Consider the following 16,287-nt stretch of genomic DNA (forward strand, 5'->3'; position numbering starts at 1 on the left):
CCTATTCGTCCAGGGCCAGCAGGCAGGCCTGGGTGGCCTTGAGCATGTACTTGCGCACCGCGCCGTGGGAAATACCCAGGCGTTCCGCCACCTGGTGGTAGGTGAGCCCTTCGAAGCGGGACAGCAGGAACGCCCGGGAGACCTTGTCGGGCAGCCGGTCCAGGGCCTGGTCGATGCGCACCAGAATATCCAGCACCAGGGCACGCCGCTCCGAGGATGGCGCCTCCTCTTCCGGGCGCGCCGCCAGGGCCTCCAGGTAGGCACTCTCCAGCCGGCGGCGGCGGTGCAGATCGATCACCAGCCCCCGGGCGATCTGCGTCAGAAAGGCGCGCCCTTCCCCGGGGGGCGGGTAGCGACCGGCGTCGATGAGACGCACGTAGGTGTCCTGGAGCAGGTCCGCGGCGTCGTCCTGGTTGCCGCCCAGGCGACCGCGCAGCCAGCCGAACAGCCAGTGGGAATGGTCGCGATACAGGGCACCGACGCGGGCGTTCAGGGTGTTGCTCAAAGTCGTGGAGGCCATGGCATCCGGAATGTCTGGACCGCGGCAAAAGCGGGCAATTTGCGAATACAAATAGGAATAATTATCAATAGCGGGAATATAAAGCAGTGGTGGGTGGGTGGCAAGTGTTCGGGTCGGGGCGCGGGCCCTCCAGCGGGGTATGGACCCTCCAGCGGGGTGCGGGCCCTCCAGCGGGGTGCGGGCCCTCCAGCGGGGTGCGGGCCCTCCAGCCGAGACGCTTCGAGGTAGCCGCCATGGTGGGTGGCCGGAATGGGCGGTTGGGGGCGTGGCTGGCGCGGGAAGGATACGGTAGGAGCGACTTTAGTCGCGATGGAGGTGGCACGGCGGTTGGGGTGGGATCGCGACTGAAGTCGCTCCTACGGGGGGACGTGGCACGTGCTGGGTGGTATGGGGCGTGAGAAGGATGCGGTAGGAGCGACTGGGCGGCACTCCGCTTCAGTCGCGATGGAGGGTGGCACGGTCGGTGGGCGGAAAGACGGCGTCGAGGCGGTCGGCGAGGGGCCGTTGGGCGGTGCGGTAGTGGTGTTCCAGGGCGACGACCCATTGGCGGGGGCGTTCGGGGAGGCCCTGGTCGATGAGGTCGTGGGCGAGCGCGCGGACTTCGGTGGCGAAGCGGTGGGCGTCGCCGGGGTCGCCGTTCAGGTTGTCCAGGGATACCCGGAAGCGGTGGTCGCAGGCAGCGCAGAACAACGCTTCGAAGGCCTGGGGGCGCACTTCCACCCGCAGGAAGCGGGCTTGCTGGTCGGCGTCGCGGCCGTCCGGGGCGTACCAGTAACCGTAATCCTCCAGGGCGCGACGGCGCGGGCCGGCCACGCACCAGTGCGCGATCTCGTGCAAGGCACTGCGAAAATAATCGTGGCTGTAGCGAATGCGAGCCGGGTCGCCGGGCAGATAGAGCGGTTCGTCGAAGCCGCCTTCCAGCACGGTGTGATGGCGCGCGTAAAACGTGTCACGGAACAGGGTTTCCAGGTCGGCGGCGCGGTGCATGGGTGGGGTGCTTTGCGGTATGGTAGCCGCCCCTTGCCCTGTCGCTGATTCACCATGTCCTTGCATCGTCGGGAATACCTTGCTCAGTTTCGTCTTGCTCTGCCGATTCTCGGCGGCCAGTTGGCGCAGACCGCCAACGGTTTCGTGGACACCATGATGGCGGGCCGGGTGAGCGCCGAGGACCTGGCGGCGGTGGCGGTGGGCGCCAGCATCTGGGTGCCGCTGTTCCTGTTCATGACCGGGGTGCTGACCAGCGCAACGCCGATCCTGTCACGCCATCTCGGCGGCGAAGCTTACCATCGCGTCAACCCGCTGGCCCAGCAGGGGCTGTGGCTGGCCCTGGGCCTGGGGCTGATGAGCATGCTGATCCTGCGCTCCATGGCGCCGGTGCTGCACCTGATGGATGTGGATGAATCAATCCGGCCCCTGGTGCAGGGTTACCTGGACGCGCTCAGCTGGGGCATGCCCGGCGCCGCCGTGCTGCTGGCGCTGCGCAGCTACACCGAGGCCATGAACCACACCCGGCCGGTGCTGCTGATCAGCGTGGTGGGCCTGCTGATCAACATTCCCGCCAACTACCTTCTGATTTACGGCAAGCTGGGCCTGCCAGCCCTGGGCGGGGTGGGCTGCGGCTGGGCCACCAGCCTGGTGATGTGGTGTATGGCGCTGATGATGGCCGGCTACATCAAGCGCCACCCGGTGTACCGCCCGGCCCGGCTGACCCTGGGCCAGCGCCATTGGGAGCCGTCCAGCCTGGGCTACATGCTGCGCCTGGGGTTGCCGGTGGGGCTGTCGATCTTTTTCGAGGTCAGCATCTTCGCGGTGATCGCCCTGTTGATCAGTCGCCTGGGGCCGGAAATCGTCGCCGGCCACCAGATCGCGCTCAACTTCACCTCGCTGATCTTCATGCTGCCGCTGAGTTTCGCCATCGCCGCCACGGTGCGCGTGGGCCACGCACGGGGGCGCGGCGACCGCCAGGGGGTGGGCGTGGCGGTGCGTTGCTCGCTGATCATCACCGCCGCCATCGGTCTGCTGGCCGGGCTCGGCCTGGTGCTCACCCGCGCCTGGATTCCGCGCATCTACACCGATAACGGCCAGGTCATCGCCCTGGCCGCCCACCTGCTGTTGTTCGCCGGCATCTATCAGGTGTCCGACGCCATACAGGTGAGCGCCAACGGCTGCCTGCGCGGCTTCGAGGACACCGCCTGGCCGATGATGATGACCCTGCTGGCCTACTGGGGCGTGGGCCTGCCGATCGGCTATGTGCTGGGCCTCACCGACCTGTGGGGGCCGGCGATGGGCCCGGCGGGGTTCTGGATCGGCCTGGTGGCCGGCCTCACCAGCGCCGCCATTCTGCTGGCGCTGAGGCTGCGCTGGCGGTTGCGGCAGCCGTTGCCGGCGGTCGCCCGGCGCGATGGGGCAACCTTGGAGCAAGCCGCCTGACGACGGATCGCGGCTGAAGCGGAACGCCGCCCGGCCGCTCCTACCGCAATTAGAAAGGTAGGAGCGGCCGGGCGGGTAAAGAACGTATCGGCGGATTGCATCCCTTTCCCATATGCGGATAATAACGATTCTTATTTTCCGCGGACTTCGGGATTCCATGTCCAGACTTTCTTTACAGCAACTGGCCGCCTCGCCGCGTCTGGGCGTGGCGTCGCGCGCGCTGGCGGCGGTATTCGGTGGCTACGCCCTGGCGGCGGTGAGCACCGCCGCGCTCGCTCTGTGGCTGCCGGTGGCACGGATGGACGCGGTGCTTACCGGCACCCTGCTCTCCTTCCTGATTTACACCGTGGCCGTGCTGTTCGCCTTTTCCACCCGCAGCGCGCTGCGCGCCTGGGTGGGCATCCTCGTGCCAACCCTGGTGGGCGCCGCCCTGGTATGGCTGGGAGGCCCGGCATGAAAGCCAGCCTGCGACAATCCATGGCCTGGCTGCACACCTGGAGCGGCCTGCTGCTGGGCTGGCTGCTGGTGGCCATTTTCATCACCGGTACCAGCGCCTATTTCCGCGATGAAATTTCCTTCTGGATGGCACCGGAGCTGCACCAGTCGGTGGCCTCCGAAGCCGCGCCCCGGCTTGCCTGGGAGCAACTCAACACGACCGCCCCCAACGCCCGCAACTGGCTCATCGGCCTGCCCGACGAGCGCCATCCGGTGGTGGAACTGCGCTGGCAACCCGACACCCCGGAGGCCCAGGAAAACCGGCGCCGGCGCGGCGAACGAGCGGAAATGGACGCCTCCACCGGCGAGATTCTGGAGCCCCGCGCCAGCCGTGGCGGCGACTTCCTGTACCGCTTCCACTTCGAGCTGTACGGCGTGCCGCGTATCTGGGCGCGCTGGCTGGTGTGCGTCGCCACCATGTTCATGCTGGTGGCCATCGTCAGCGGCGTGATCACCCACAAAAAGATCTTCAAGGATTTCTTCACCTTCCGCCCGGGCAAGGGCCAGCGCTCCTGGCTGGACGCCCACAACGCCACCGCCGTGCTGGCCCTGCCCTTCCACTTCATGATCACCTATTCCGGCCTGCTGATTTTCATGATCATGCTGATGCCCTGGGGCATCAACGCCGCCTACGAGGACGGCTGGCGCGGCTTTTTCGCGGAGGTGTTTCCCCGCGAGGAGCAGACCACCGGCGCCGGGGCCCCCGCCGCCATGATCGACGACATCCAGCCCCTGGTGGCGCGCGCCGAAGCCACCTTCGGACAGCCGGTGCGCTACATCGAGGTGGAGTGGCCCAACCGGGACAACGCGCTGATCCGCGTCTCCACCGCCAAGGAAGCAACGATCACCGACCGTCGCCGGGGTGGCGCCCCGTCCCTCAGTTTCGACGGCGTCAGCGGTCGCTTGCTGAAAACGGACCCTGGCACCCACCCCAGCGACGGCGTCGCCGTGCGCATCTACAACCTGTTCGTGAACCTGCACCTGGCACGCTTCGCCGACCCGGCCACGCGCTGGCTGTTCTTCGTGTTCGGCGTGGTGGGCAGTGCCATGGCCTGCACCGGCATGTTGCTGTGGGTGGCCAAACGCACCCAGCAACTGCGCGGCAAGGCGCCAGGCTTCAACTTGCGCCTGGTGAACGGTTTGAACATGGCGTCGATCACCGGCCTGCTGGCCGCCATGGCGGTCTACTTCGCCGCCAACCGGCTGCTGCCGGCGGCCCTGGAAGGCCGCGAGAGCTGGGAAATCCGCGCCTTCCTGCTGGCCTGGCTGGCCACCCTGATCCACGCCCTGTGGCGTCCGCACCGGCGCGGCTGGCTGGAGCAACTGGCCGCCCTGGCGGCGCTCTGGCTGGCGGTGCCGGTGATCGATCTGGCCACCACCGACAGCCACCTGTTCAGCGCCATTGCCTGGCGCCACGGCGCCCTGGCCGCCTTCGACCTGGTCTGCCTGGGCATGGCGGCCGGGGCCGGCTACGCCTTCTGGCGGGTGGCCGGCCACACCCCGGCGCGCAAACCGGCCCGGGCCGCCCGGCCCCGCCGCGCCGCCACCGGAGACACGCCGTGACCCTGCTGCCGCTGACCTGGACCCTGGGCTACGCCGGGCTCACCGCCCTGGCTTTGGCCATGAAGCGCCACCACGAAGCCATGCTCGGCAGCAAGGCCTCCGAGGCCCGGCTACGCGGCTTTCGGGTGTTGGGCTGGGCGCTGCTGGCGACCATGACCGCTGGCTGCCTGATGGTCTGGCCCACCGGCTTGGCGCTGTGGATGGCCTTTGGCATGGTCGCCTTCGCCGGGCTGCCGCTGGTGTTCCTGCTGCCGTACCGGCCACGGCTGGCCGCGCGGCTAGCGCTAGGGTTGCCGGTGATCGCCGCGGTATTCGGATTAATGCCCGGCTAGCCACGCGCGGGTTATAACGTGCCCCCCGCAAACAACGCTTGCGCCGCCTCCGCCGAGCGTCTAGTGTGAATTTGGAACGTCGGAATAACTCATGCGTGAGCACGCCGGCAGCGAGCGTCTACGTATCAGTTATTCCGCAGTTCCTTGGTCGGCTTGCGCGGAGGCGCTTATGGCAAACCGGCGTGACCCTCGCGGCAATAATGTATTGCCGTTTACCCCCCGACGGCGGGCATCGCTTCCGCCGATCCTGCGACTCTCACCGGAGTACGACGGCATGGAGCTCCTCTATGCCAACGATCAACACCCGGACACCTTGTTTTCCATCAAAATCCTCGCCTGGGCACGGCGCGACGACGGCGACACCGTGGCCGTGGTGCCCTGGCTCAAGGAGCTGGTCACCGCCACCGATCTGGCGGACCCGCTCAACGGGCGCTGGGAGGGCTACCGGCTGCCCGACAGCGATTATCTGTTCCGCGACGCACCGCCGCACAAAGTCCGGGAACTGGACGCGGCGGTGGAATTCTTCGGCCGGCCCGGCGGCGGCGGGCCGATTCAGGAGATCCCGGATACCATCGGCACCCACGCCGTGTTCTCCGAGGATCAGTTCGAAACCCTCAGCCTCACCGAGGTGGTGAGCTGGCGGCTGTACGCCGACGGCTCCACCAAAGCCATGGTGGCCGACGAGGAGGCGGTCACCCAGACACCGGTATTGCCCGGCGACCACTGCCTGTGCGCGGCACAGGACGAACCGGACTTCCGCTACTTCTTCCAACACGGCATCGCCAACCGGCTGAAGGACCACGACCCGGAAGCCCTGGCCGCCATCGCCATGCTGTCCACGCGCTCCTAGCGGCGCGAGGATCGCGGCTGAAGCCGCTCCTACAACCGGGAACCCTTGTAGGAGCGGCTTCAGCCGCGATAATCACCCGCCCCGCACCCGGGCCACCGTCACCTTCAATCGTGATCCGCCGCCCGGGTTTGCCGCCGCATGCTTCGCGCCAGGCCGATCAACAACAATTGGTCGCGCCGCGACACCGCGCCGAACTGCCGCACCATGCTGCTCAACCGGCGCGACACGCCATCACCGGGCATCGGCCCCATCTCAATGCCTTCCCACTGCTCCACCTGGCGCAGAAAATCCACCACCCGCACCTCCAGCGCCGAACACAGCCGGCACAAACGCCGGAAACTGATGTCCTGGGCATTGCGCTCCACCCGTGACAAGTTGCCCGCGTCCGTGCCCGCCCGCTCCGCCACCTGCTGCAAGGTGGCGCCCTGCGCCAACCGTTGACGCTTTAACCCCGCACCGATATCCATGATCCGCTCTCCGTTGTCCCATTCCCGTTGTCGCATTCGCATTACGCGCTTTGCACTGGCGCAAAGGTTCGCTCTATCCGGAACGCGGATCAACAGGCGAATGCCAGATCAAGGGTCAGCGAAAATGCGCAAGGTCTCCGGGAAGCTCAAACCGATCAACAGCAGAGTACGGGCCGCGCCCCCCGGCACACCCATGCCCCGCTCCCAGCGGTCCAGGGTCATCGGGTCCACGCCCAGCAACCGCGCCATGCGAAACCGGTCCAGGCCGGTCAGACGCATCACCGCGGTCACATGGGTGCCATCCACGGGCGTCTCCAGCGGCAACCTGGCCAGTTCCGCGCGGCTGTGCTCCAGCAAGCGGTCCACCCAGGTATCCATGGGCCTCCGCGGGCTTGGCCAATAAGGGGTAGTGTCCTCCGACATCGGCGTCCTCACTGCCGGGCCGGGCCGGCGTCGACTTGCGTATCACGCATCCATCGTGACCGGCATGCCAACGGCAAAAAATCAGTGATTCACCGCAATCCCTGTAGGAAATCCACCACAAGATGTGTAGGCATGACCAGCTACAGCAGGACTTCAAGCCCTTTGCTATCCACCAGGTTGAGCAGCTTCAGCGAAATTCCGTTAGGGTTTTTGTCACCGCGCTCCCATTTCTGCACCGTGGAGAGCGACGTGTTGAGGTAGGCCGCGAACACCGCCTGGCTAACCTTATACCGTCGACGGATACGGCGAATATCAGCGGCGCGGAAAGGCCGGATCTCCGGAAGGCACATTGCATCGAATTCACGCAATGTGACGGCATCCATCACACCAGCTTTGGAAAGATCGTGAGCGGTGTCATGCACCGCACCCAAAATGCCCTTAGCCATCGTTTTCCACCTCGATAATAGCTCCATGTCTGAGCGCCATCCCAATACGCGCCGGGCTATAAGTCAGTAACTCGTGCGCCAGCCGTTCCAGCGCCCTCCTTTCCACCGGAGAAATGTCCGCTCTCTGGCTCTTGGCAAAACCGAACAGGAAAACCGTTCGCCGATGCGACCGAAAAGCGACCAGAACCCGTGCGCCTCCCCGCTTGCCCCGGCCCGGCAAACCGATCCGCTTTTTATAGAGGCCGGCACCAAGACGAGCATCAATCAGGCCCGCTTCCATCTCAGTAACCGCCTGAATCAAGGCGGCACTGGAAATACGCTCACGCGACGCCCAGCGAGCGAACGACCGGTTCATGAATATTCTCACATTTCACCCACCCATACCACTTAGTGCCACATACACGAATACATTCGTTCAACCGAAAGCATGGCCAGAGCGGGCCTGCGGGTCAGTGGGCAATATCGGAGGTCAACGTAGGAATTCCGCACCAAGATGTGTAGGCGGAACGAGGCGGGGATGTCAGGGATTCGTAAGCGGCGCGGAGTCCGGGGCCGGGGCGCCGTCGGCGAGGGCGGCTTGTACCGAGCCGTAGTCCGCCAGGCGCCGCAGTACCGCGGTGGTGGGGGTGGCGAAGCGGCGTCGACCGGAGCGGCGGTCGGCGAGGGCCTGGCGGGGAGTGAGCCAGCAATGGTCGATGGTTTCCTGGCCGTCGTGCAGGGGCACCTGGCCGGGCGGCGCCTCGGCCACGAAGAAGCGGGTGTCAAAGCGACGCGGCGGGCCCGGCGGCGTGACCCAGTGATCCAGATAGGCGATCCGGTCCAGGCACAAATCCAGCCCGTATTCCTGGCATAGCAGCGCCAAGCTCGCTTCTCCCCGGGCCACCACGTGGCGGGCGGCCAGCACCGGGTGGGCGGCATCCACCCAGGCGCCCTGCCCGTCCCGGGCCAGCAGCAGGCCGGCCTCCTCGAAGCACTCACGCACGGCCGCCACCAAATAGCCCAGGCCGCCCGCTTCCACACCCAGCATGGCATTGGCGGCGATCTCCGCCAGCCCGGCGCCGTCGCCGGTGACACTCAGGTCATGGTGGTCCACCGCCCCACCGGGGAAAACGTAATATCCAGGCATGAACACGGCCTGGTGGGTGCGCTGCAGCAGCAGAACCTGGGGGCCATGGTCGGAATCGCGGAGCAGGGCCAGGGTGGAGGCGGGGCGTGGTTGCATGGCGTTATTATTCTCGAAACCGGACTTCGCCTTCGACCATAACCCGAGCCGGCGGAATCATCCACTCGAGAACACCGCCATCCTGATTTCGTAGGAGCGCTTTCAGCCGCTCCCACACCATCCGCAACCGGCGGAGCCGGGACCTCCGCCGCTATTGGAACAGATCGTCCAGGGAAGCGGCATCCAGAACGCGGTCGGCCAGGTCTTCCAGTTCGGCCTGGGAGGCGCTTTGCAGGCGCAGACGATACGCGGCGGGGAGGTCGCCGAAGCGATGTTGCATCAGGCGCAGAACCAGCTTGCGCTCGCCTTCCAGGCGGCCCCGCTCAATGCCTTGCTCAATGCCTTGCGCGACGCCCTGCTCCACGCCGGCCAGGCGCTGGCGTTCTTTCCATTCCTCGAACCGGTTGGTGATCATTTCGTACGCCTCCTGCAGATCGTGCATCTCGGGGAAGGTTTCGCCGGGGAACCAGCGTGGCAGCCGGCGGCGCAGCCATTCCAGGTAAGATCGGCGCAAATCGGCCTGTTCCGGACCCGATAGCCACCTTACCAAAAGTTCAAGAAGACCGGCCACCTCGTCGGAGGAACGGTGGTGTTCCAGCCGGAACAGGGCGGCCACCAGCGGCGCTCGCCGTTATAGAGCACCACCGGCAACACCGCCGGTAATTTGCGGTCGGGGCCGAGTTCGCCGCGCCGCCCGCGCAGGTTATCGGTGACGTAGCTGCCGTTCATTGCCGCGACGGATGGGGCTGTCTGTCCTCCGGCGCGGACAACGGCTGTAAGCCAAAGCGGAGATCGGCATAGACAGGAACCGACAATCCGTTTCCATTGGGGGCGGACCCTATCGCGGACGGTACCGGGCCGCGCCGGCAAGGCGCCGCCGAGGCATTGATAAACCCGCCCGGATTCAGTCACTAAGACCGGTACTTCCGTGCCACTTGAACGATAAAAGCTTTTCCCCCCACTTCACCCTCGCGAATGGCGGTCGGGCCGGGGACCATGGTAGCCAGGGGTTCACGCGGAGCGCGGGCAAGGAGGCGGCCATGAAAGCAAGGGAACGACTGTTACTGGCGGAGCACGCGCACCACCTTCTGCGCCTGGCGCGCGCTGGCGAGCGGGTATTCCGGGAACATACCGACTATGTGCATGGCGCCCGGCTGCTGCTCGAGCTGGCGGCCGAGCACGGCATCGCCATCCACGCCTGGTGCCTGCTGCCGGACCGGCTCCATGTGCTGGCCACGCCACCGGCGCGGGCACGGGATTTGTCGGTGTTCATGAAGGCGCTGTCGTGCCGCCTGGCGCTGCGCCACCGCGAGCGCTACCGGGCGCCGTCACCGTGGCGCCGCCGTTACCACGCCAGCCCGGTGGAACCGGGCCAGTGGGTGCTGGCGACCATGTGCTTCATCGAGCGCCTGCCCATTGAGCACGGCCTGGCCGTGGCCGCCTACCATTACCCGCACTCCAGTTACCGCACCCGCCTCGGCAAGACCGACCACTACACCCTGCACGACCCGCCGGAATACGGGCGCCTGGGCGACACCATCGAGGAGCGCGCGGCGGCCTACCGTCGCTACCTCAAGGAAGGCCAGGACCACCGCGAGGCACAGGCCATCGCCACCGCCGTACGCCGCAACCGGCTAACCGGCTCGCCGCGCTTCGTGAAGGAGGTCTACCTGCGCTATGGCGTGCTGTACATCAACCGGGGCCCGGGCCGGCCCCGCAAGCGACGGCGCCTGACGCCGCGGCATGGGAATCCCGGCTAGGCGCGCACACCGCTTCAGTCGCGACGGAAAGTCGCTCCTACAGCCCGAGCCAGGGGCGCGGGCGGATTCACGGTCCCGGCAAGGACAACCGCCCGGGAATCTCCCACAAAAAAACCGCACAAGAACAAATTTAACGACGCACAAGATGAGCCCCATGGCCCTCCCGCTCCAACCCCCCACCGAATTCCTGTACGACAGCCCCGGCGAGAACAACAAACCCGCACCGCCTTTTCATTGTGGTACGAACGCACCAGAAACTAGCGTGGGAGTCGCCGGCCCCCGCCGGCCCGTGAGGAAAGTACAAGAAATCACAAGGAGAACGACCATGCATACGCTCAAACGGAACAGCCTGATCACCGGTGCCCTCGGCGGCGCCCTGCTGATGCTCTCTCCCCTGACCCAGGCAAGCTGGGACAGTGGCGCCTGCCCGACCGGGCTCTCGGTGCCCTGCGTGGAGCATGAGTACAACGGCAACGTCTACCACTTCAACGGCGGCCACGCCGACGAGTGGCACGGCGACGCCAACGGCGACGACTTCGAGTTCGCCGGCAGCGGCACCCTCGAATGCCCCAGCCAGACGTTGAACTGCTCGATCTCCCTGGATGCCCAGGTGAAGAAGTTCCAGGATGACCAGGACGACTGGCGCATCGGCATCAAGGTGAACGAGGCCAACCTCTCCGGGGGTTTCCTGTGCATCCTGGCGGACTTGGAGGGCCTGCCCTGGTACCTGGCCGACAGCGGTACCCACGACAACTTCGGCAACGACGATGGCGTGCCGTGGCCGGGCCCCATCACCGGGAACATCGGCACCCTGGATGTGCCGCTGGCGGGCATTTCCGACATCCACGCCCACGGCGTGAGCTACGACAACTACGACACCTTCAACCTGACCGGAGATCTCTACGAGAACGGCACGGATGACCCGCAAGGCTGCAGCCTGAACGGCGCCCTGCAACTGCAAGGCGATGTGGACTACCTGACGGTGTACTGACACCAGGCACGCGTTCCCGGCCCGCCAACCAGGCCGGGAACGCGCCGCCCGCCGGCAATGTTTCAGATAATGTCCAGAGATGGAATTTTGTTTAATAAAACACGGGGCTGTAGTATAAAAAATAATCGCGAAGCAATACGCATCATTTTAAAGGGGACAGATATATATATTTTAACAAATAATGTTACCTTTCCCTCCATAGTCTCGACCCGCTCCCCCTCCAACACCCCCAAAACACAAAAAAGTGCCTGTTATTTTCTGTCCCCAATATACCGTTTATCAGATTTTTGATACCAGTCATCATCAGAATTCCGATTATATAATCTCTGTAAGTTGCTGATTTTATGGAAAAAACAGCCCCGTTCATGTTCAACCTTTCATTTTTTTCAAACTCACTTTTCAGAGAAAAAGTCTCCATACACAAATCGTTTCGGATTAGGGTTGGAGATACAAAAAAAGCAAATCGACTGCGTTGCCAACCCAAGTGGGGGGAAGAAGCAAAGCGGGCCCGGGCGCCGCTCAAAGAGCGGCGCCCGAGTGACCCGCCCCTCCAGCGAGACCTCTCCGGCCCGGCGGAACATCGGGTCAGCCGAGAACAACAAACAGTGATGAAAGGAGATTCATCATGTCTGGTAAGGATCGCTTTCTGCTTGCGGAACACCCGCACTACCTGATGCGCCAAAGCGCGGACAACCAACCGGTTTTTATCGACGAATCGGACTACACCCACTGCCTCGCCGACATGCGCGAGCTCAGCATCGAGCACGGCCTGGCCATCCACGGCTACTGCTTGCTCCCCCACTCCGTGCATGTGCTGGCCTCGCCCGAGGACGACGCGACGGCGGTGTCGCGGTTCATGAAGGCGCTGACGTGCCGTGCCTCGCTACGGCGCAAGAAGGTGCACCGGCGCGATTCGGCGTGGGAAACCCGCTATCGCTCCAGCGTCATCGAACCGGGCCAGCCAGTGATCACCACCATGTGCTACATCGAGCGGCTGCCCATCGTCCACGAGCTGGCGCCATCGGCCTATCACTACCGGTACAGCAGCTATCGAATGCGGCTGGGCAAGACCGAGCGCTACTCGCTCAGCGACCCGGAGATCTACCAGCGCCTGGGGCGCGACATCGAGGAACGCGCGGAAGCCTACCGCACTTACGTGAGCAATGGCCTGAGCGCGGAGGAAGAGAAAGCCATCGCCAACGCGGTGAAGCGCTGCCGGCTGATCGGCTCGGTCCGCTTCATCAAGGAGGTGTACCGCAAGTACGGCCTGTCAGGGGTGGAGAAGGAACTGACCCGGGAACATGACGATGCCTGAGCAACCGGATGCCGTGGCCGGCGAGGGCCGGCCACGGCGGTCAGCCACCCGGGCCGGGCAGGCTGACGTTTTGAAGATCATCCGGAAAGTGAAAGGAAAACTCCTTGCCGTCCTCGCTACGGACCAGCACGCTGGCCCGGTAACGGTCCTTGAAGGAAAGCCATACCAGGTAATCGCTGTTGTATTCCCCCACGGGATAGCCGTTCACCGCCACGATGGTGTCGCCGGGCTTTACCCCGATTTCCTCCCTGCCGCTTTCCGGAAAGTCATCGCCGACGAGGTACCCGTCCGGCGAATCCTCGCTGACCGGCGTCAGGTCAAGCTTGCTGAGAAAATCGAGCACGCGCTGCGGCATCTTGGGGCGGTCATTATCGGACGCATCCTCCACCTCTTCATCCACATCGGCGACCTCGGCGCGCCCGCCCCCGCCGAGGAGAGCCATGCGCAGCGTGATGCGACGGCCGGCGTCCTCGATAACCACCTCGGTGGACCGAATGGCGGCCAGCACGCCGCCCTCCGGCAACTCCGCGCCGACGTGGTAGCGGTGCGCCCCATGGCCCTCCACATGAATCACCGCGGACGCCAGCGGGCTGTGCGCCTGAAAGACAGCCAGCAGGGCCAGGGAGCCCACGTCCACCGGTTCCCCCGGCACCTGCTCCTTGGACAACAAGGCGGCGGGCGTTTCAACGGCCGGCGGGGGAGCCACCCTCGCCGCGCGCTCCGCCCGGGGGGTAAGAGCCGGCGAAGGACGTTCCGTTTTTTGGCCGGCATCATCCGTGCCATTCCTTTCGTTCGCGAAAAAGAAAATAAGGGATAAAAAAAACAATGCCGCCAAAAACAGGCACTTAGTAATTATCTTCTGACCTTTCATACGCACCCGCTAATTTTTTATGGTTTACGACATGTTTTACAAGGAACTTAAATAATATATAGCTCTCTTTACTGACAACAACAAAGACAACAAAACGATATCCAATAAAACAATCAGGAGGAACCATGAGGAAGTTACTCGTTGGCGCGCTACCCCTGGCGATTCTCGCCGGCTGCAGCCACAACCCACCCACCAGCGAACTGGAAACCAACCAACAAAAAGCCTCCTACGCCGCCGGCATGCTGCTCGGCGACAGCCTCGGCGTCTCCCTGGCCAAGAGCAAACTCAATGAGGATCTGGTTCTGGAAGCCCTGCGCGACAAGCTCAAGGGCAACGAACTGCGCCTCAGCGAAGAAGACGCCCGGGCCGCCTCCGGCGCCTACCAGAAGGAGGTCATGCAGCGCCTGGAGGAAGAGCACAAGCAACTCATCGCCCGCAACGCGGCTCAGGGCCAGGAGTTCATGGAGAAAAACAAGGAGCGCCCCGGCGTGAAAACCCTGCCGAGCGGCGTGCAATACGAAGTGCTGGAGAGCACCGGCGGCGGCGCCAGCCCGGACGGCAACGACGCGGTGCTCGTGCATTACGCCGGCACTTTGCTGGATGGCACCTTCGTGGAAAGCAGCCTGGCCCGGGGCGAACCGGTGCGGGTAAACATGGGCGTGGCCTTGAAAGGCTGGCAAAAAGCGCTGGTGCACATGAAGGAAGGCGATAAATGGCGCCTCTTCATTCCGCCGGAGCTGGCCTATGGCGAAGCGGGCGTGCGAGACAGGGTGCCACCGCAATCCACCCTGATCTACGAACTGGAACTGGTCGAAGTGATCGACAGAAGCTGATAACCACCATTGGAAGGGGGCACACCCATGAGACCGTATCGCTACATTCTGAATGTTCTACTCATCGCCTTGGCACTCCCCGGCCTGGCCACCGCGGACCTTCGCGAGCGGGTGGAAAGCGCGCTGGCCATCACCAACCCGAACCTGAGCGTGAAAAGCGTGCAGGACAGCCCCGTGGAGGGCGTCAAGGAAATCAAGCTGAGCAACGGCGAGTTCCTCTATGCCGAGCCGGGCAGCGACCATATTTTCTCGGGCCGCCTGCTCAGCTTCACCCAGGATTCCTGGAAAGACCACACCGAGGAGCGCGAACGGCAGGACCGGGCGCAACGGCTTCAAGGCGTGGACAAGGGCACCACCATTACCTTCCCCGCCACCGGCCAGGAAGAGCACGAGATCTATGTGTTCACGGACATCACCTGCCCGTACTGCAAGCGGTTCCACGCCCATATGGCCGACATCAATGAACGCGGCATCACCGTGCACTACCTGGCGCTGCCCCGGGCGGGCATCGACTCCTCGGCGGCCAACAACATGGCCAGGATCTGGTGCACCGAGGACCCGCAAACCGCGATCACCGACGTCTTCTCCGGCCAGCCGCTCACCCAGGAAGTGCTGCCCTGCCGCTCACCAGTGGCGGACCAGTACACCATGGCGCAGACCCTGGGCGTCAGCGGCACGCCGTCGGTCTTTGCCTCCGATGGCCGCAACCTGGGCGGCTACATGTCGCCGGATGAGCTGAGCGCCGCCATCGCCAACACCGCGGGCCTCAGGAACTAACGGCCCTCCGGGCCTGCATGATCACGCCGACATGCGGGCCCGTATTCCTTCCCTGTTAATCCCTCCCCAAGGCAAATAACCCCGCTTTATCGTATTTCCACAAAAATCCACCGCCGTGCGGGTCATAAGAAGCCGGTTAAGTGTCTGATTAAAAAGGCCATCCCGCAAACACCCTAATTAAACCCCGCCGAACTGCGGAACCGCCGCTAAAACCTTGCTACGTTGAAATGGCAGTACATTCTGCAGCATACGAACGACAAACAATTACGGAGACTTTGTCATGAAGACGAAACTGTTACTTTCAGCACTTCTCGGTATGGCCGCCTGGTCCTTCTCTGGCGTGGCAACCGCGGATTGGGATACCGGTGCCTGCTCCGGCGGTGGCTCCGCGCCCTGTATCGAAACGGTAATCAACGGCAACACCTACCACTTCAACGGCACCGGCGGCCACGCTGGCATCTGGCACGGTCGCCCCGCCGCCGAGGGTGGTGGTGACTTCGTTTTCGAAGGCGACAACGTGGAGCTGAATTGCGCCCTCGATCTTGACTGCACCCTGGCGCTCAGCGGCCAAGTGCAAAAGTGCCAAGACTCCAACGGCGCATGGCGCATCGGCGTGAAGGTTACTGACGCAGACGTTTCAAACGGCACTTTCTGCGGCTTGGTGAACGTGGGTGGCTTCCCCTGGTACTCTAAGGATGCAAGCATTACCCCCCACTGCCCGTTTGAGGATGACTGCGACAGCTTCATCCCCTATGACCCGAACGCCACCACCTATACCGGCAATTTCGGCTCCATTGATGTTACCGCCCTGGGCATGACCCTGGTCGATAATGAGCACGTTCACGGTGTGATCTTCACCCCGGGTGTTGGTGCCAACTTCGACTTCCAGTCCGACTTCTTCGATTGTGAAGAAAACGCAGACTGCTCTATTGACGGTACTCTGACCGTTAATAATGCCACATCCCTGGACGTCAAATAACAGCGATTCATGG

At 64.2% G+C, this 16,287-nt stretch carries 21 protein-coding genes; 11 read left to right on the forward strand and 10 right to left on the reverse strand.

What is annotated here, in order from left to right; all coding sequences use genetic code 11:
* Position 1: 1 nt before the first annotated feature.
* Complete coding sequence (locus ACLD02_RS10420; protein ID WP_203100368.1) at positions 2 to 520, reverse strand: sigma-70 family RNA polymerase sigma factor; 519 nt, start codon at positions 518 to 520, stop codon at positions 2 to 4.
* Positions 521 to 955: 435 nt separating this feature from the next.
* Positions 956 to 1,507 (reverse strand): elongation factor P hydroxylase, encoded by a 552-nt coding sequence (locus ACLD02_RS10425; protein WP_203100376.1) that lies wholly within the window; start codon positions 1,505 to 1,507, stop codon positions 956 to 958.
* A gap of 54 nt (positions 1,508 to 1,561) precedes the next feature.
* Here ACLD02_RS10425 and ACLD02_RS10430 point away from each other — a divergent pair, with 54 nt between their 5' ends.
* The 5 genes from ACLD02_RS10430 (at position 1,562) to ACLD02_RS10450 (ending at position 6,190) form a co-directional block, all read left to right on the forward strand.
* Positions 1,562 to 2,950 (forward strand): MATE family efflux transporter, encoded by a 1,389-nt coding sequence (locus tag ACLD02_RS10430; protein ID WP_203100378.1) that lies wholly within the window; start codon positions 1,562 to 1,564, stop codon positions 2,948 to 2,950.
* A gap of 157 nt (positions 2,951 to 3,107) precedes the next feature.
* On the forward strand, positions 3,108 to 3,407 hold the full coding sequence (locus ACLD02_RS10435; protein WP_203102418.1) for a DUF3649 domain-containing protein: 300 nt from the start codon (positions 3,108 to 3,110) through the stop codon (positions 3,405 to 3,407).
* Positions 3,404 to 5,008, forward strand: a complete 1,605-nt coding sequence (locus ACLD02_RS10440) for a PepSY-associated TM helix domain-containing protein (RefSeq protein ID WP_410298654.1) — start codon at positions 3,404 to 3,406, stop codon at positions 5,006 to 5,008. Before ACLD02_RS10435 ends, ACLD02_RS10440 begins: the two co-directional genes overlap by 4 nt.
* A complete protein-coding gene (locus tag ACLD02_RS10445) occupies positions 5,005 to 5,340 on the forward strand; it encodes a DUF3325 family protein (RefSeq protein ID WP_203102416.1) in 336 nt (111 codons plus the stop codon). The genes ACLD02_RS10440 and ACLD02_RS10445 overlap by 4 nt, the downstream gene beginning before the upstream one ends.
* Positions 5,341 to 5,614: 274 nt before the next feature.
* Positions 5,615 to 6,190, forward strand: a complete 576-nt coding sequence (locus ACLD02_RS10450) for a hypothetical protein (RefSeq protein ID WP_410298655.1) — start codon at positions 5,615 to 5,617, stop codon at positions 6,188 to 6,190.
* Between the two features lie 104 nt (positions 6,191 to 6,294).
* Here ACLD02_RS10450 and ACLD02_RS10455 read toward each other — a convergent pair whose 3' ends face one another.
* The 7 genes from ACLD02_RS10455 to ACLD02_RS10485 all read right to left on the reverse strand — a co-directional run bounded on the left by ACLD02_RS10455 (position 6,295) and on the right by ACLD02_RS10485 (position 9,477).
* Positions 6,295 to 6,657 carry a helix-turn-helix domain-containing protein gene (locus ACLD02_RS10455; protein WP_203102413.1) on the reverse strand — a complete coding sequence of 121 codons (363 nt, stop codon included), beginning with the start codon at positions 6,655 to 6,657 and terminating at the stop codon, positions 6,295 to 6,297.
* 108 nt (positions 6,658 to 6,765) lie between these two features.
* Positions 6,766 to 7,035, reverse strand: a complete 270-nt coding sequence (locus tag ACLD02_RS10460) for a helix-turn-helix domain-containing protein (RefSeq protein ID WP_203102411.1) — start codon at positions 7,033 to 7,035, stop codon at positions 6,766 to 6,768.
* A 185-nt stretch (positions 7,036 to 7,220) separates the two neighbouring features.
* Positions 7,221 to 7,526: a helix-turn-helix domain-containing protein gene (locus tag ACLD02_RS10465; protein ID WP_203102409.1), complete on the reverse strand. Its 306-nt coding sequence runs from the start codon at positions 7,524 to 7,526 to the stop codon at positions 7,221 to 7,223.
* Positions 7,519 to 7,881, reverse strand: a complete 363-nt coding sequence (locus tag ACLD02_RS10470; protein ID WP_410298656.1) for a type II toxin-antitoxin system RelE/ParE family toxin — start codon at positions 7,879 to 7,881, stop codon at positions 7,519 to 7,521. Before ACLD02_RS10470 ends, ACLD02_RS10465 begins: the two co-directional genes overlap by 8 nt.
* Before the next feature lie 165 nt (positions 7,882 to 8,046).
* A complete protein-coding gene (locus tag ACLD02_RS10475) occupies positions 8,047 to 8,748 on the reverse strand; it encodes an NUDIX hydrolase (protein ID WP_203102405.1) in 702 nt (233 codons plus the stop codon).
* Positions 8,749 to 8,899: 151 nt separating this feature from the next.
* Entirely contained in the window at positions 8,900 to 9,262 is a 363-nt protein-coding gene (locus tag ACLD02_RS10480; RefSeq protein ID WP_410298657.1) for a DUF4351 domain-containing protein, read from the reverse strand.
* Positions 9,263 to 9,291: 29 nt separating this feature from the next.
* The gene (locus tag ACLD02_RS10485) at positions 9,292 to 9,477 is read right to left on the reverse strand and encodes a hypothetical protein (protein ID WP_410298658.1); all 186 of its coding nucleotides are present in this window, start codon (positions 9,475 to 9,477) and stop codon (positions 9,292 to 9,294) included.
* A gap of 311 nt (positions 9,478 to 9,788) precedes the next feature.
* Between ACLD02_RS10485 and ACLD02_RS10490 the strand changes: the two genes are divergently transcribed.
* The 3 genes from ACLD02_RS10490 to ACLD02_RS10500 all read left to right on the forward strand — a co-directional run bounded on the left by ACLD02_RS10490 (position 9,789) and on the right by ACLD02_RS10500 (position 12,814).
* The gene (locus tag ACLD02_RS10490) at positions 9,789 to 10,508 is read left to right on the forward strand and encodes a transposase (RefSeq protein ID WP_410298659.1); all 720 of its coding nucleotides are present in this window, start codon (positions 9,789 to 9,791) and stop codon (positions 10,506 to 10,508) included.
* 325 nt (positions 10,509 to 10,833) lie between these two features.
* On the forward strand, positions 10,834 to 11,499 hold the full coding sequence (locus tag ACLD02_RS10495; protein WP_203102390.1) for a hypothetical protein: 666 nt from the start codon (positions 10,834 to 10,836) through the stop codon (positions 11,497 to 11,499).
* 625 nt (positions 11,500 to 12,124) lie between these two features.
* Complete coding sequence (locus tag ACLD02_RS10500) at positions 12,125 to 12,814, forward strand: transposase (protein ID WP_410298660.1); 690 nt, start codon at positions 12,125 to 12,127, stop codon at positions 12,812 to 12,814.
* Between the two features lie 40 nt (positions 12,815 to 12,854).
* Here ACLD02_RS10500 and ACLD02_RS10505 read toward each other — a convergent pair whose 3' ends face one another.
* The gene (locus ACLD02_RS10505; protein WP_410298661.1) at positions 12,855 to 13,685 is read right to left on the reverse strand and encodes a type II secretion system protein N; all 831 of its coding nucleotides are present in this window, start codon (positions 13,683 to 13,685) and stop codon (positions 12,855 to 12,857) included.
* Between the two features lie 125 nt (positions 13,686 to 13,810).
* On the opposite strand from ACLD02_RS10505, the gene ACLD02_RS10510 reads away from it, so the two are divergent.
* The 3 genes from ACLD02_RS10510 (at position 13,811) to ACLD02_RS10520 (ending at position 16,274) form a co-directional block, all read left to right on the forward strand.
* The gene (locus tag ACLD02_RS10510) at positions 13,811 to 14,518 is read left to right on the forward strand and encodes an FKBP-type peptidyl-prolyl cis-trans isomerase (RefSeq protein WP_410298662.1); all 708 of its coding nucleotides are present in this window, start codon (positions 13,811 to 13,813) and stop codon (positions 14,516 to 14,518) included.
* A gap of 27 nt (positions 14,519 to 14,545) precedes the next feature.
* Positions 14,546 to 15,295 carry a DsbC family protein gene (locus ACLD02_RS10515; RefSeq protein WP_410298663.1) on the forward strand — a complete coding sequence of 250 codons (750 nt, stop codon included), beginning with the start codon at positions 14,546 to 14,548 and terminating at the stop codon, positions 15,293 to 15,295.
* Positions 15,296 to 15,575: 280 nt separating this feature from the next.
* The gene (locus tag ACLD02_RS10520) at positions 15,576 to 16,274 is read left to right on the forward strand and encodes a hypothetical protein (protein ID WP_410298664.1); all 699 of its coding nucleotides are present in this window, start codon (positions 15,576 to 15,578) and stop codon (positions 16,272 to 16,274) included.
* Positions 16,275 to 16,287: the final 13 nt, after the last annotated feature.

Source organism: Alloalcanivorax sp. C16-2 (assembly GCF_046507615.1).
Taxonomy (GTDB): domain Bacteria; phylum Pseudomonadota; class Gammaproteobacteria; order Pseudomonadales; family Alcanivoracaceae; genus Alloalcanivorax; species Alloalcanivorax marinus_A.